General features: G+C 44.0%; 10 protein-coding genes. All 10 read left to right on the top strand.

The window, feature by feature from the left end:
- Positions 1-69: 69 nt before the first annotated feature.
- Positions 70-4422, top strand: coding sequence for a S8 family serine peptidase (locus ACFPTP_RS16225; RefSeq protein WP_381446957.1), 4353 nt, complete (start codon positions 70-72; stop codon positions 4420-4422).
- Positions 4423-5055: 633 nt separating this feature from the next.
- Positions 5056-6948, top strand: coding sequence for an N-acetylmuramoyl-L-alanine amidase (locus tag ACFPTP_RS16220; protein ID WP_381446954.1), 1893 nt, complete (start codon positions 5056-5058; stop codon positions 6946-6948).
- A gap of 789 nt (positions 6949-7737) precedes the next feature.
- Positions 7738-8373 (top strand): S-layer homology domain-containing protein, encoded by a 636-nt coding sequence (locus ACFPTP_RS16215; RefSeq protein WP_381446952.1) that lies wholly within the window; start codon positions 7738-7740, stop codon positions 8371-8373.
- A 318-nt stretch (positions 8374-8691) separates the two neighbouring features.
- Entirely contained in the window at positions 8692-9201 is a 510-nt protein-coding gene (locus ACFPTP_RS16210) for a sigma-70 family RNA polymerase sigma factor (RefSeq protein ID WP_381446949.1), read from the top strand.
- Positions 9202-9644: 443 nt separating this feature from the next.
- The gene (locus ACFPTP_RS16205) at positions 9645-10196 is read left to right on the top strand and encodes a competence protein ComK (RefSeq protein WP_381446947.1); all 552 of its coding nucleotides are present in this window, start codon (positions 9645-9647) and stop codon (positions 10194-10196) included.
- 277 nt (positions 10197-10473) lie between these two features.
- Entirely contained in the window at positions 10474-12276 is a 1803-nt protein-coding gene (locus ACFPTP_RS16200) for an AAA family ATPase (RefSeq protein WP_381446945.1), read from the top strand.
- Positions 12276-13577 (top strand): hypothetical protein, encoded by a 1302-nt coding sequence (locus ACFPTP_RS16195; RefSeq protein ID WP_381446943.1) that lies wholly within the window; start codon positions 12276-12278, stop codon positions 13575-13577. Before ACFPTP_RS16200 ends, ACFPTP_RS16195 begins: the two co-directional genes overlap by 1 nt.
- A 267-nt stretch (positions 13578-13844) precedes the next feature.
- Positions 13845-15047 (top strand): PrpF domain-containing protein, encoded by a 1203-nt coding sequence (locus tag ACFPTP_RS16190; protein ID WP_381446941.1) that lies wholly within the window; start codon positions 13845-13847, stop codon positions 15045-15047.
- Between the two features lie 42 nt (positions 15048-15089).
- Complete coding sequence (locus ACFPTP_RS16185) at positions 15090-16487, top strand: MmgE/PrpD family protein (RefSeq protein WP_381446939.1); 1398 nt, start codon at positions 15090-15092, stop codon at positions 16485-16487.
- Positions 16484-17377, top strand: a complete 894-nt coding sequence (gene prpB, locus ACFPTP_RS16180) for a methylisocitrate lyase (protein WP_381446937.1) — start codon at positions 16484-16486, stop codon at positions 17375-17377. Before ACFPTP_RS16185 ends, prpB begins: the two co-directional genes overlap by 4 nt.
- Positions 17378-17381: the final 4 nt, after the last annotated feature.

Raw genomic sequence — 17381 nt, 5'->3', positions numbered from 1 at the left:
ATGTTGGAAGGAGGGGTACGGATAAACCTTTTGCAGTAAAGAAATGCGTTCTTTATACAAAAAGGAGGAATGGATTTGGGGAAAAAACGTAGTCGAAGTCTGGTGCGAGTTTTTAGTATTGTAACGGCACTCCTCATGGTGTTTTCTATTTTAACACCGGGAATGGTTACGGCGGAGCAACAGAACAAACTACATCAGTCGTTCAAAGACTCTGCTGTTAACGTTACATCAAAAGTTAGCAATGACTTACATCAAATCTTTAAAGACGAAGAAACAGCTACATTCTTAGTTAAATTCAATGAGAAAGCAGATACAACGAAAGTTGCAAAACAGGCTAGAAAAGATGCAAACAAAGCTAGTCTTTCTGCAGCGACAACAGAGTTGATGGTAAGGTCTGCAGTCGTTTCCGAGCTAAAAGCGACTTCACTGGAATCACAAGCAAACGTTAAAGATTTCTTGGAAGGTCTCCTTTCGACGGGAGAAGTAAAAGACATTACCTCCTACTATATTGTAAATGGTATGGCTGTTACTGCAACGAAGGAAATTGCCGAGAAGATCGCAAGTTTCCCTGAAGTTGAAAAGATCCTTCCGAACGAAACACGCGAATTAGTGGCAGCAACGAAGACGGAAAATGCAGTTGTACCTGCTTCCGGTCTTGCAAACGTTGAATGGAACGTAGCGCGTGTCAATGCACCAGACGTATGGGCAATGGGCATCGATGGGTCTGGAACGGTCGTTGCAAGCATTGACACAGGCGTTCAATGGGATCACCCAGCATTGAAACAGAAGTATCGTGGCTATGATGCGGCTACTGGCCAAGTCAGCCATAAATTCCACTTCTTTGATGCAACTCGTGCAGGTCGTGAAGCAGCTTATGATGACCACGGCCATGGAACGCATGTCACTGGAACAATGGTCGGAAGCGAGCCGGATGGTTCCAACCAAGTTGGGGTTGCTCCAGGGGCAAAGTGGATTGCAGTTAAAGTATTCGACGCGGCTGGCAATACAACAGACGATATTTTACTAGCTGCTGCACAATGGATTTTAGCGCCGCATGATCGAAATGGAAACGTTCGTGTCGATCTTGCTCCGGATGTTGTCAATAACTCATGGGGCGGTGGACGTGGTCTAGACGAGTGGTACCGCGACGTTGTGATTAACTGGAGAAACGCGGAAATTTTCCCTGAGTTCTCTGCAGGAAATACAACGTTATCGAATCCGGGTGGACCTGGATCAATTGCAGTTCCGGCAAACTATCCTGAATCGTTTGCAACAGGTGCAACAGATATCAACAACAAAGTAGCGAGCTTCTCGTTACGCGGCCCTTCGCCATATGGAGAAGTTAAGCCTGATATCATTGCTCCAGGCGTAAATATTCGCTCTTCGGTACCGGGAAGCGGTTATGAAGGTGGATGGAATGGAACTTCGATGTCTGGTCCAGCTGTCTCAGCGGTTGCGGCTTTGCTTCGCCAAGCGAATGCTACAATTACTGTTGACGAAATGGAACAGATTTTAACGAGTACTGCAGTTCCGTTAACGGATAGTCAGTATCCAACAGTTCCGAACAATGGATATGGACACGGTCTTGTTGATGCGTATGCAGCAGTTTCTACAATTGCTAGTGGACTTGGAACACTTAGCGGACAGGTCACGCAACATGGTGAAGATGATGAAGCACCAGTGTATGAGCATACCGCACCAGTCGAGACGTATGCTGGCATGGATCTTGATTTATCAATCCAAGTGAGCGACAACATCAGTGTTTCTTCTGTTACTTTCCAATACCTAGATGCAAATGGTGATTGGCAAACGAAGGGCGCAACGCGCAAATCCGGAGACTATAAGTCCGGTGTGTATGGTGTAACGGTTTCCGGTGATGCTATCGCTGGCAACGCATTCACGTACAAATGGACAATAAATGACTTCGGAAATAATGAAGTAACAACTGAAGAATATACTGTTGATGTAAAGCAAGGTATCACAGTTGGTTATTTCGAAGACTTTGAAACTACACCAATCGCTTGGGAATCATTTGGAGCAAATGATAAGTGGGAGTGGGGCATTCCTACATCAGGGCCAAACAATGCTGCTTCTGGTGAAAAGGTATACGCTACGAATCTATCGGGCTTGTATCTGAATAATATGAACGCAACACTTGTTATGCCTCCGGTTGATTTACCTGAAGGGAATTCGTATTTACAGTTTAAACATTGGCACGAGTTTGAGAAGTCCACTGCTGGAACGACTTGGGATTATGGCCATGTTGTAATTTCCACAGATCGTCAAAACTGGACGCGTCTACTAAAAGTTGATGGATCTTCAAATGGTTGGGTTGATGTACAAGTCGACTTATCTGCATATAGCGGCCAACGTGTCTATCTCGGCTTCAATGCATTTTCCGATGGAAGTGTAGGAAAACAAGGTTGGTATCTCGATGACGTTGCGTTAACTGACGTTGCACAACCAGCGAAAACATCAATCGGCATGCCGAAACCAGCGAAATTGACGAAAGCTGAACTTGAAATGGAGAAAGAAAAAGAAGCAACTGAGAAACCAATGGATCCAAAAGATCTTGTGATTGATTTGACGAAAGAGGAAGTTACTGCTCCGTCTGTGGAAATGAACGGAAATAACCTTTCCGCATTGCCATTAGGTGCGAAAGTGACTGTTCTTGAAAACAACCGTACAGCCACTACAAATCCGGCTGACGGATCGTACCAAATGACAATTGGCGCAGGAACGTACACTGTGAAAGCAGAAGCGTATGGATTCCAATCTGCGACTCAAACCGTCACAATCTATGACAATCAAACTACAACCGCCAACTTCACAATGGAAGAGAATCCGAAAGGAACGGCAAGTGGTAAAGTCACTGACGCAGCAGGAATTCCAGTTGAAGGCGCAGTGATAATGCTTCTTGAAGATGCGAATATTACTCCTGTCGTATCTAACGCTGACGGAAGCTATTCAATTACAGCGTATTCCGGCGAGTATACAATGAAGGTGATTGCAAATGGATTCCATAGCAAAGAGGAGTCAATTACAATCAGAGCTAACGGGGTTGTGAAAAACATTCTTCTTGATCCATTCTTCACATATCCTGGTGGAGTAATCGGATATGACAGTGGTACGCCTGACAATGCCCGTGCATTCTACGATGCCGGAAATGGATGGGCTGTAAGAATGTCACTTCCGGAAGGCAAGAATTCCGCAATCGTCTCTGAAGGTATTTTCCGTTTCTGGACTTCAGAATGGCCAGTACCAGGCGGAACGAAATTTGCCGTCGAAGTTTGGGATGCAAAAGGGGCAAATGGAGCTCCAGGCAAGAAACTTGCAGGTCCAATCGATGCGAATGCTAAACGGGATGGCAGCTGGACTATCGTTGACTTGATGGAACATAACATCGCTGTTGACGGTGATTTCTACATGGTTTACATCCAAACGCAAATCAATACAGCATCACCAGGATTGGCGACGGACGAGAGTAGCCCGAATGCGAAGAGAAGCTATCAGTATGTTGGCGGTGCATGGTCTCCATCACCTGCTGCCGAAGGAAACTATATGATCCGTGCACGTGTAAACTATGAAGTTGATGGACCACAAATCACGACTTCAGGTACGGTGACAAACAATGCAAATGTTGTAATTGAAGGTAAAGCATCTCCAACTACGACAATCACATTGAAGAACAATGGTAAAAATGTTGAATCTGTCACAATCGGTGAAGGTGGCACGTTCTCCTTCCCGCTTGTTCTTACTGAGGGAGAAAACGTATTCACAGCCGTCTCTTCCCTAAATGGTAGAGTGACAGGCGAATCTGCACCGGTTACGTTTGTATTGGACACTATGAAACCAGTATTGTCGATTACAAGCCCGAAAACTGGTACGAAAACGAAGAGCGAAGTAGCAACCGTTACAGGTAAAGTTTCTGACGCCAACCTTAGCACAGTTACTGTCAACGGACACAAGGCAAATGTTGCTGCGAATGGAACTTACTCAACTCGTATTCTTCTTGACGAAGGCGAGAACGTCATCACTGTAGTTGCGAAAGACGCTGCAGGTAACCAAGAAACAAAATCTGTAACTGTTTTCGCGAAGTTCTCTGAACTCGAAATCTCTAACCTAACTCCAGCATCGGATCTTCAAGTAGGGGTTGGCCAAACTGTGAAAATCGAGTTTGATAGCGAAGCAGGATTAGCTGCCACATTCTCAATCCACATGCCACTCACAAACCTAGGATTGAGCAGTAACGCTCATGAGTTACCAATCAGAGAAGTAAGCCCAGGCCACTACGTAGGCTACTGGACTGTACCATTCGGTGTAGCTGCAGAAGGTGCTCGAATCGAAGTAAAAGTGAAAGACATTTTCGGTAACGAAACACGAGCATTTGCGGATGGTAAATTGTATATTAATGTGCAGTGATGCATGAATTATAGTAAGGAAGCCGATCAGGTCAATGACCGATCGGCTTCTTTTCGAATGTGAGAAAAAACTCTCGATGACCGCATTATCAAACATATAGGTATCTATTAACTTCGGGTACTGGGTTCTTATTGAATTCTGAATTGCCCTGAAACTTGTTACCGTTTTTTACGTCCAATTGATGATGCTATTGCATGTTCCAGTTCTTACGGATATTGTTCATCGAAACCAGGTTCTCATAGAACTCGAATTGTTCCAGAACCTTACACCACAAAATAAAAATTTATTCCCCAAAACGTTATATAAAACAAAATAGTTTTGTAGATTTATATAGAAAGATCTATAAAATCATTAATTAATTATTCCCTTATAATAATCTAAAAATAAGGTTTCCTTATGTGCTTATTTTGATTGGAAAAACGTAAAAAGAAATAGCTAATAAAAAATAATGTTTAATAAAATTTCACTTTATTTTTTATTAGCTTGATGGCCATTGGGGCAGACCCCCCGATAGGGATAGGTATATCTTCCTTCTGAATTGGTTATAAAGAATTGTTTTCAAGAAATATGCAGGAATATAGATTGGATAGAACGAAATTCTTATCTAACAAGACTAAAGGGGGTAGGAAAGGTATGGGAGTTAATGTCGGAAAACTGGCAAGACTCAGTATAATATCGTTGATTTCAATTAGTTTAATTCTTTTATCAATGAAGACGATTGAAGAGTCCGCAAATGCTTCAGAGAAAGATACGGATTTCTTACAACAAGCATTTGCGGAAGCAGCAGAAGAATTTAATGTGCCGCAAAGTGTCTTAATGGCGGTTAGCTATCACCAATCACGATGGGATAACCATGAAGGACAAAGTGAAGTCGGTGGTCACGGGGTAATGAATCTCGTACAGATAGAAGGAAATCATGATGCAAGTGGAAAGAATAATACAACAACAGAGGAGATAGATGAAGATTCGTCCGTCAATACTTTAAACCAAGCGGCGAAATTAATCGATGTTGATCCGAATGAATTAAAGAATGACCCGGCGCAAAATATTCGGGGTGGTGCTGCGTTACTTGCCAAATATGCAGAAGAAACAGTTGGGGAAGTATCAACGAATCCTGCAGATTGGTATGGTGCAGTAGTGAAATATAGTAGTTCTGATGTGAGAGGTGTAGCAGAGACCTTCGCAGATGAAGTATATAAGACGATTCAAAATGGAGCGAAAAGAACAACAATGAATCAGCAAGAGGTAATATTACAGGCAGAAAATGTCGTACCGAATAAAGACACTGCCAAAAATATTCCATTACGAAATGCGAAGAAAACGGGGGCAGATTGTCCGAATGGTGTAGAATGTACGTTTATACCTGCACTTTATGAGCAATTTTCAAGTGATCCGGGTAGTTACGGGAACTACGATATTGCGGAGAGACCGAACGATGGTTTAGATATTCGTTATATTATTATCCACGATATCGAAGGAACTGCAGAATCGGCAATTGCTCATTTTCGGAATAGATCTTATGTAAGTGCGCATTATGTGTTAGATTCTGAAACAGGAGCCATTACACAAATGTTAAGGAATGAAGATGTTGGTTGGCATGCGGGTAACTGGTATTTCAATGCCCATTCTATCGGATTTGAACATGAAGGAGTAGCAGTGGAAGGGTATGATTGGTACAGTGAGCAAATGTATCGTTCTTCAGCAAAACTTATTAAATACCTAGCGGAAAAATATGATATTCCGATCGATAGACAGCACATTCTAGGACATGATGAGGTTCCAGGATTAACTCCGGCAAGACAATCCGCCATGCACTGGGATCCTGGTGCTTACTGGGACTGGTCACACTTTTTTAATTTATTAGGTGAACCGATTAACCCAAGTAAAGGGGATAAAGATAGTAACATTGTAACAATTAATCCAAATTATAAACAAAACAAGCCTACATTTACGTACGGTTCTCAAACTCTAGATCCGAAACCCGCAAGTTTAATACAGTTATACACGGAGCCGAGTTTTGATGCAAAACCTATTAAAGATCCACACCTCCGTTATGGTGGCTCCTTGCAAATCAATGATTGGGGTAACAAAGCAGCAATTGGTCAAAGCTTCTATCAGGTAGATTTAGAAGGAGATTGGACGGCTATATGGTATGGCGGACAAAAGGCATGGTTTCATAATCCAAAGGGTAAGAATACGGTTCCTGGTAGTGGGAAATTAGTGACACCGAAGGCAGGATTCGATAAAATTCCTGTATATGGTGCTGCTTATCCAGAAGATGAGGCTTATGAGGGAACAGGAATTGAGGATTGGGCAAAAGGAAGCACGGCCCCTCTGTATCATATTCCCGAAGGTCAAATCTATGTGGCGACGGGGCCTTTTCAGTCATCATACTACCATGCAAAATATTTTAATGATCCAGACACCAATCAAGTCGTATTGGGTGAAGATGAATATTATCAAATTTTCTTTAATCATCGCGTAGGATTTGTTAAGGCTAGTGAAGTGGAATTGGTGAATGAATAAATAAAGGGAACACAAAAAGACCACCATTGGTCTTTTTGTGTTTTATAGGATTAGTGATAGTATATACCGGCACCGGGACCAGCGGCTTTATTCATGCGCGGTGGTCAGTACGTATTTCTTCTATGCACCGGAAGGCTTTAACCTGGACCATGGTATTTCTCTGGCTCTAGGAATGGTTATTTGGTTAGCTGTACTCGCTTGGTATGTAAGGCAACCTATTAAACATAAGACAGCCAGTAACTATAAAGATGTAGATGTTAGAGTAGGATAGTGACTATTTCTATTGCTCAATCAAAAAACCAGATTCCTGATATCAAGGGAATCTGGTTTTTTATTAGCTCTTCTTCAACCTCTCTTGGATATATGCATAGCAGAATTGGGGCAGTTTTATTGTGACGAACGCTCATGTCGTAACTGGCTATACAACTGTAGACATAAGGAATTCATTCGGCCGGGAAGCCCGTGGGAAAGTGATTTTGAAATTACCACGGATACCCGGTTGGCTTCTTTCTGATCTTGTGTAGAGGAAAAATCACTGCATCGTAAATTGTAAAAAGGCTCTGCAGAGACAACTTGCAAGGCCTTCTTTAAGTTTCTATTTAATTATAAGATTTGCTAATTGTATCGGTAACTAGCACGTAACACGAAGCCTGTAACAAAAACTTGATAACCTTTTAATAGTTTAGCAATAAATTTGTCAAAGTTTGGCGAAAAAGCGGTTTAAATTTACTCCATCTTGTCTATTTATAGTATTGAAATAATAGTTCAATAGAATGGAGGAAATAAAAATTGAGGAAGTCTGTGAGGCTTTTGTCTTTGGTGACAGTATTAGGATTGGTGTTTAGCGCATTATTCAGTTCAAATATATCAGCTCAAGGTGTTTTCAGTGACATGCATCCCAACATGAAGTCTTACCAGGCGGTAATGGAGCTGAATGAAGCCGATATCATTCATGGGTATAGCGATGGAACGTTCCGTCCATATGATCCGGTAACACGAGGACAAGCTGCTAAAATGGTCGTACGTGCTATTAACTTGGATCCTGGCCAAGAAGTGCCAAATCCGAACTTCAGTGATGTTCCGACCGATCATGAATTTTATCCGTATATTGCCGTCCTAGCGTATCATGGTCTAATGGGTGGTTATGGTGATGGCAGTTTTGGTATGAATGACAAACTTCAACGTGGTCAGATGGCTAAACTGATCGCCCATGCTTATAACATTGAGAGGCACCCATGGAAATCCGGGCAATTTAAAGATGTAGATGCCAATGCATTCTATGCCCCTTATCTGACAGGATTAATGGAAAAGAACATTACCACTGGCACAGGTCCGGATGAATTCTCCCCAGGAAAATTCGTTGACCGTGGTCAAATGGCAATTTTCCTATATCGAGCAGAGCAGACGAGAGGGAAGAATAACTAAAAGGGTGAATAAGCTTGCAAAAAGCCGTCACCCGCTCGTAAGACAACCTAACATGAACGCAACGCAACCAATTCTCGCTGCAACACAAGTTAATCAGTTCAAAACACAACCATCCATTCCACGTAAAGTCGTGAGAATGGGTGGTTGTTTTAGTAAGAAACAAAAATAAGGTCATTTCTGCAGTTTTAACACATTTTTAGAGGAAAACGACGGTTTTCGCCTTGAAAGTTGAAGAATCGTCGGGCAGAATGAATTTTCTCGTTCGGTGAACAATTCTATGGATCGGTACGATGAAATCACCCGGGAATACAAGGAATCATGCATGATCAGAAAGAGTTCACCATGCAGGGATTTGAAGATGTCTTAGTGCAATATGAACCGATGATTTCACACTCGATCCGAACGTTGAATATTTACCGAGACCATGAACAGTATAGGCAAGTTGGGAGAATCGCGTTATGGCAGGCTTGGGAACGGTTTGATACGGAGAAGGGGGATTTTACGCCTTTTGCCTACCGCAGTATCCGAGGTGCGATGCTGGATGAATTGAAGCGGGAGGCTCGCTTCGAAGAACGCATCATGCCTGCCATCAATGATGTCATCATTGATCGTTTGGGTGCGGAGGAAAAGGGAGTGTATCATTTACTCCATGACGCGATTGAACGACTGGACCTTCACGAAAAAGCGTTTATCCAATGGACGTTTGTCGAACAATGCAGCTTGGCAGAGTGCGCAGAACGGGCGGGTATTTCAGTTGCAGGCGTGAAGAAAAGAAGGGAAAGGATGATGAAGAAGCTGAGGGAGATGATAATCGCAGCAGGTCAATAACGAGAGTGGGAAGAGAAGTGGACTACGGGTTGTTGACGTAGTTCACTTTTTGATGACCGTTATGACAGAAGATGAGGATTTCCGCCAGAAATCTACAAAAAAGCAAGTTAATTGCCATAATTTGTGGACTATTAATTTATTTCATTATATACTAAATAGAGTGTGAATAGTGAATATTCACTATGTCATAAACAAGGTGAAAAAGACTAGAGGAATTCCACACACGGAATGGGAACGCTTACAACCAGACTGTTTACGGGATGGTTCAAGGGTTTTGAAGGAGGTGAGTGAAGTGTGATCCGATTATTCAATGGAAATCCCCAGGTGCGACAAGTCCGGCAAGACAGACACCTGAGGAACCGTGTTGGAGTTAACCAACCTATAGTTAGTATACTCCTTCTTACGATAAATCGTAAACTTTAATTTACAAGGGGGAGTTACAGATGAGAAAAGATTACTCGGTGTTCATGAAACGAAATACAATTGCATATGTCAGTGTGTTTAATGAGGTGGGAGAGCTTGTAACAGACGTTTACACCACCAATGGGGTCTTCCGGGTTGATATCGCACCTGTAAAACTGATTGATAAAGTCTTCAAGAATCATGGCTCCAGCTACAAAGGGGCAAGAGAAGGCTCGAAATATATTCTAGGTGACATTGATATGCCACCTTTAGTCATCGGCGGTGCAGATGGATTGTACTTGTTTCCAAGCGAGGCACCGTCCAGCCCAACGTGCATATGGTTCTTCCTGCATCATATCGTTCACTATAAGGCGATTGAAAAGAAAAAGACAGCGGTATACCTGACTGGTGGGCTTAGGCTGGTTGCGGAAATAAGCAAATCCTCCTATGCAAGCAGATTGACGAACGCAATGTTGTTGAAAGTCCGAATGGAAGGAAGCAATCTCGGCAATCGCCCTTATGATACAATCGTGAACTATCAGATGGTGCAAGAATTGAAGGATGATGCTTATCGGGTGAATAGGCATTTTTAAATACATTGTAATCTCTGCCTGGATAGGTCCGTAAGATAACATGTCAAGTGGAGACGTTTGATTTTCAGATGATATAAGAAGTGACAAGCCCCCATCTACGGTGAGGAGGGGGCTATTTGACATTCATTTTTAAAATAGTGATCTTCCTCTTTGGCCAAAGTCGGAACAAACTTCATAAGTGGTCATTGAGTAGTCTTTTTAATATGGGAAAGGTAATGAAAATAATAAAGGACTTTATAACCTCTTGTCGAATAGGTGCTTATGAGGAGGTTTAAAAATGGCTGTTTATCATGTGAAGAACGAAGGGGATCGCAAGTCGATCTATTCAGCTGCAGGACAATGGAGCGAAAGATGTTTGCTTCAGAATGATTCGCTTTTATGGGTGGATGAACCTATATGGACCCTTGCTAATTTGCGTCGATTGCAACAAATATTTGTGAATAATCCTGATGTTTCGGGTGATAGTTTTGAAGATAAGCTGAAAAAGCAGCTTGAACATGAATCGGAGGAAGTTTACAAGCTCGTTATTGAGCTAGTGTTTGTCTATTATCTGTTCCCTCGTAAAATTAAGTATGAAACAAAACTGAAAAAGTTGTCGGTTATTGCATCTTGGAAAGGAATCGATATACATGATGATTTGGAGATTTTAAAAAGTCTCCAGTACGGTTTGGGATCTACAGGGACGTTTTACAACACGAGTAAGTTTTATGAAATCTCTTACCTGATTCTTATCGCCTTACATCTGAAAGAGTTATCCTTTGAAGAGCGAAAAGAGATTTTGCACGACCCTGTCAACTTAAAACGGTTTGCCGAATCAACTCGGAAGAAAATCGGGAAGCGGGTGCAAATGCAACATATCTTTCTCCATTTGGTGATGCCCGATAAGTTTGAAAGGATTGCGAGCTGGGGGCATAAAGATCAGATTATTAAAGCGTTCAACTACATAACTGATGATTCCACAACAGAGGATCCGGATGAAAAACTTTTGATGATCCGTGAACGGCTTGAAGAAAAATATGGACAGGAGAAGGTTGATTTTTACGATACAAAAACGATTGCAGAAAAATGGCGTAAAGTTGAGCAAGGTTCAAAGCCAGCTGATGTTCCGAAAGATAATATCACCGATTCTCAGGGGCTTTCCATGAACGCTACTACGTTTGGCGAGGATATCGTATTTGAGAATGAGGAAGTTCTTTTCGAACAGGTAACGACTGCAATTCTCAATGGTAAGCATATTATTTTGACAGGACCGCCTGGCACCGGGAAGTCGAAGCTGGCGCATAAAGTCTGTGAGTTATTCGCAATGAATCCGATGACGGTGACCGCTTCCTCCAATTGGTCAACGTATGAAACAATCGGTGGGTATCGGCCGGACCGGAATGGAGATTTGAATTTTGAGGCAGGTATTTTCTTGAAATGCTTCAAAGACAAAAGTACCGATGAGCAGATTAATAAATGGTTAGTGATCGATGAAATCAACCGGGCGGATATCGATAAAGCATTTGGTTCATTGTTTTCCGTGTTGGCTGGTGATGAGGTCTTTTTACCTTTTGAGGATAAGAGTGGTCAATTGATAAAAATTAAACCACAGTCGAAGGAGCAACCCGATGAACAAAATGCCTTTACGTATGTCGTGCCAAACGATTGGCGCATAATCGGGACGATGAATACGGTAGATAAATCCTCGCTCTATGAAATGAGTTATGCTTTCATGCGCCGTTTTGCTTTTATTCCCGTAGGGATTCCTAAAGAAATTAACGGTGATTTGCTCAATCAATACTTAGCGAGCTGGGAGATTACGGATTACCCTTATGTCGATATCTTAGCGGAGATTTGGAAGCTTATTAATAAATATCGTAAGATCGGGCCGGCGATCGTGCAGGACATTGCGAAGCATACAATGGATAACGAGGACTTTACATCACCAATCATTCTGTATGTGTTGCCGCAGTTTGAAGGGCTTTCCATCCTGAAAATAAGAGAGTTCATCAGGGAAATCGTCGATGAAACAGAGGCAGTCATTTCAATAGAGCAGCTTGATGATTTTGTAGACGATTTTTTTGAAGATGTTTTGTTCTAATGAAGAAAACAGATGAGGAGTTGTTAGAAGAAGTAGCAGGTTATCTTCATGGCTATTTGAAGGATGGAACCGTGTCGCTCCGTTCATTCTTTTCAAACATGAATATGGAAATCTCGAATGTACAGGATCTGCTCAAAATCCGTTTCCTGTTGTTGCCGGAGACGATGGGTTTTGTGGAGAACTTGCCTAATAATATCCAAACAATCAAAACAACGACCATCGTACAAACAGCCACTCATAATGGTGAGATAAGAGGGCAAATTGATTGGCCGGAAACAATGAAGGAACGCCTTCGGCAAAATTACAAAGATCCAACCATTTTTTCTACATCGGAAAGTATGCGCTCGTATAATAACCCTGAGAACATTGTTCTAAAAGAGTTGTTGCAAAACCTTTACTTATTGCTTTTTGAAGACCCGACAATTAAAGCGGTTGAACAAAGACGTTGGTTTCAGAAATGGAATGGGCTCAAAAACAATGTTGCCTATACCTATTTGAAAAACATCTATATCCAACGTATCGAGACTTTTCCTGTCACGGACCGTGTACTCGTTAGGACGTTGCAGCACCGGAATCCACTGTATAGGGAAGCAGCTAATTTACTAATTCTTTTTAGGAAGATGATGAGAGGCTCGTATGATCAGGAAGATATCCGCCATGTCCTGTCTAAGACAATGATTACACCGGAAAACCGGGATGTATTATTCGAGTTATACTGGCTTATTCAACTAGTAAAAGTGAATGCGAAACGAGGTCAGTTGCATTTGCTGGACGGCACCCAAAACAAAATGGCCTCATGGGAGAGCGGAAATCATGTCTATCATCTCTACCATGATTCAACAGGCTCTCGGAATTTAAAGTTCCAAGTGGAAATTGATGAGCTTGCGAACAGTGCTCACCCTTATTTGGAAAGGATATATCCCGCTGCCATTGAATATAGAAATCTTTCCCGTGAACTATTTAACGAGAACAAATCAGATGCGTATTGGAGTGGGCGGCCAGATTTTTTGTTGGAAATATACGATAAAGAGTCTGATAAACTTTCTAAAGTAGTCGTCGGCGAGGTGAAGAATACATCAAATCCGTCATACGCATCTATAGGCTTGCGTGAGTTGATTGACTATATTCATCTCATGAAAGATGTAAGCGGACGCTATCTGTTCGGCACCGAAGTGGACGTGTCAGGCATCCTTTGCTTGAGGGATGTAGAGTTTACTAAAACAGCAACAGGTGGATTAGTTACGGTGTTAGGGGAAGTGGGCGATATGAGTAGTGCGATAACTGGACTATCTCTAGACTAAATGGATTTTGCGCAGGTGGGGCAACAAATCAGATAAGGTGCCTGTGCAGCACACTATTCAGTTTATTAACTACAATTGAATTATTTAAAAGAGCAAAGTCAGCCGTATTGTGAAACGGCTGACTTTGCTTTGGATATTCATACGGACGGTTGAATAGTCATAAATGTGTCTTACACAGGCACCAAAAAAAGGCACCAACGAAAACTGACGGAATACTCTTGCTTCCTTTTATAAAATTGTATACAATTATACAAAAGGGGTGATGATGTGAGTCAATTTAGTGTGCCTTGTGCGGTTTATCGTGGTGGGACGAGCAGGGGGCTGTTTTTTCATGAAAAGGATCTGCCGGATAATCAGAGGGAAATCGAGGAGATTTTTCTTCAGGGTATTGATGCTTATAATCCTTCCCAAGTGAATGGGCTTGGGAGCGGGACGTCGCATACGAGTAAAGTGGTTGTGATCGGGCCGCCTTCTGTGGAAGGCGCGGATGTGGATTATACGTTTTTTCAGATCGGGATTGCGGAGGAAATTGTCGATTCGGAAGGGACGTGTGGAAACCTGATGGCCGCGGTTGGACCTTTTGCTGTTGATGAAGGATTGGTCGAAGTGCCGCAGGGAGCCGAATCAGTGACTGTCTATGCGTTCAATACAAATATCGGCAAGATGATCCGTTTGCAAGTGCCTGTCAGCAATCCAGCGGCATCAGCGGGATTGGTGAATCTGCCTACTTCGACCGGCTCAAATCGCCCGAGCGCAAGAACTTCCGGTGATTACCTCATGCCTGGTTTGCGGCTTCCCGGTGCAAAAATTGTTGTAGATATCCTATCGCCGGGGGGCGGGAAGACGGGGTATACATTGCCGGCCGGAAAAGTGGCTGATTTGCATACGGAAGGGAAAGGCCATGCCGCTTCGCTCATTGATCTTGTTAATCCCTTTGTTTATATAGAAGCAGAATCACTCGGACTAGAAGGCCAGGAATTATTCAATGATTTAACCGCCCGGCCGGGACTTCTGGAACTGCTCGAAGTAATGCGCCGGGAAGGTTCCTGTCGCATGGGGTTGAAGCAGACAGTGGAGGCCGCCGCATTATCGAAAGCGATTCCGAAGATTGCAATCGTGGCATCGCCGATGGACTATACAACGTCCTCCGGAAAACGGATCGCAAAAGACGATGTCGACATCGTTGCCAAAATGGTATCGATGAACCGTTTTCATCGGACGTTTGCCGGAAGCGGTCTATACAACTTGGCCGCGGCTTGCCTTCTTCCAGGCACGGTGCCGAACCGTTGCTCGAACTTATCTGCGTCGACTGAAGAGCGGATCATCCGGATCGGGCATCCTGACGGAATTGCTGAAGTACGTGTGCGGTTGACACAAGATCTACAGGATGTCGACTATGTAGGGCTTGACCGCACTGCAAGAAGAATCATGAAAGGGGATCTCTATATCCCTGAAAGCTATGACGCCTGAATGAGGCTTCACTCACTAAAAAAACAATCGGAGGGAATAACCATGTCAGATAAAATCACGAAAACTTTAGCAGAGTTCGCGGGCAGAATCACCTATGAAAGCCTGTCAGAAGAAGTCATCGACGAAGTGAAGCGCCGGGTGATCGATACATTCGCCTGCCTCATTTCGGGCTACCAGTATGACGCTTCCACGGCTGCAAGGAAAATGGCGTACCGCTATGAGAGCGAAAAAGGGGCAACAGTCATCGGCACGGATCGCAAAGCCGCAGTCGATTTTGCGGCGTTCGCAAACGGAACAGCCATCCGCTATTTGGATTACAACGACACGTATTTATCAGTTGAGCCGCTCCATCCGAGTGATGTCATCGCTCCATTACTTGCGTTGGCGGAACAGCGGGGCCTCTCCGGGAAACGGCTCATTGCCGCGATTGCGGTGGCCTATGAAGTCGGCGTCAATTTCTGTGACAGCGCAAGCTTGAAATCCAATGGCTGGGATCATGTGAATTATATTACGCTGGCGACAGCGGTCGGCGGAGCGAATCTCCTCGGCTTCACGGAGGAGCAGACAGAGCAGGCCATCGCATTGGCCATTGTGCCGCATGCGGCAATGAGGCAGACGCGAAATGGTGAAATTTCCATGTGGAAAGCCGTAGCGGCAGCGAATGCGGCGCGCAACGCGGTGTTTGCATTGCAGCTCGTCGAATGCGGAATGAAAGGACCGTATGAACCGATTGTCGGCACGATGGGACTCAATTATCAAATGTTGAATAAAAAGTTGGATATCGAAGAGGTCTTCAATAAATTCCAAGGCGTCGCGAGTCCATCAGGCATCCTGAAAACGTATGTGAAAAATTGGGCAGTTGAATATATGACGCAAAGCGCAATCGAGGCGGCTCTGTTGCTGCATAAGCAGATTGATTCAATGGAAAACGTCGAATCCATCCATATCGAAACATTCCAGATGGCATTTGATATCCTTGCGAAAGATGAACAAAAATGGGCGCCGGAAACACGTGAAACCGCGGACCACTCATTGCCGTTCATCGTCATTGCCGCCTTGGAGGACGGGCACATCGACATCGACACCTTCGCCGAAAAACGTCTGAAGACGGAATCGACGCTTCAACGGATCAAAGACCTCATGACAATCGAAGTGACAGACGAAATGAATGCGGGCTATCCTGACGGAAATCCGAACCGGATCACGGTCAAGATGAAAGACGGAACGACATTGCAGGAGATGGTGAAACATCCCGCAGGTCACAGCGGAAACCCATTCACGGACGACCAGATCTACGAGAAGTTCCATAGGCTTACAGACGGCTTCCTCAGTGCAGAGCAACGTCAAAATGGGATTTCTTTATTGAAGGCATTGGACAAGGTAGAGGAGTACTCAGATATCATGGCTTCTTTCGAAGTTAAGAAGGAGGTTCTTGCATGAGCTGGCTTGTAAGGACTGCAGGCGGTAACCCTGCAATCGAAATGAGAAGATTATTGAAAGAAGACGGGATCCTCCAAATTCCGGGCTCCCACGATGCGATGGCTGCAATCTTGGCGAAAGAACAAGGTTTCAACGCGATTTATTTGTCTGGCGCCGCATTTTCCGCGAGCCTAGGGATGCCTGATCTCGGTCTCTTCACAATTACGGAGCTTGCCGACCGGGCGAAGCAGATCATCCGTGCGACGGGCATGCCCCTGCTGGTCGATGTCGATACCGGTTTCGGGAGCGTCTTGAATGTTACGCGGACGGTGCATGAATTGGCAGAAGTCGGCGTCGCTGCGATACAAATCGAAGATCAAGATTTGCCGAAAAAATGCGGTCATTTGAATGGAAAGAAACTAGTTTCGACGGAGACGATGGTCGAAAAGATCATTGCGGCGAGAAAAGCGGATGCCGATATGGCAATCGTTGCCCGGACGGATGCGAAGGGTGTGGAAGGGATCGATGCAGCGATTGAACGGGCAAGAGCCTATATGGCGGCGGGAGCGGATGCGATTTTCCCGGAGGCGCTTCAAACGGAAGAAGAGTTTAGGAAGTTCGCGGCGTCTGTCGATGCCCCTCTTCTCGCCAATATGACCGAGTTCGGGAAAACCCCTTATTACTCGGCGGAACAGTTCGAGGAATGGGGATACAAGATGGTCATTTATCCAGTGACTTCCCTTCGGATCGCGGCGAAGGCGATTCAGGATGTCTACCAGCTGATCCGCGAAACGGGTTCGCAGAAGGATGCGGTGGAGAAGATGCAGACGCGGAAAGAATTGTACGAGACGATCAAATACTTTGAATACGAAGAACTGGATGAGTCAGTCGCGAAGACAGTTTTGGAGTGAGGAA

Source organism: Sporosarcina koreensis (genome assembly GCF_042655825.1).
GTDB classification, from domain to species: domain Bacteria; phylum Bacillota; class Bacilli; order Bacillales_A; family Planococcaceae; genus Sporosarcina; species Sporosarcina koreensis.
This window is presented reverse-complemented; position numbering and strand designations above follow the sequence as displayed.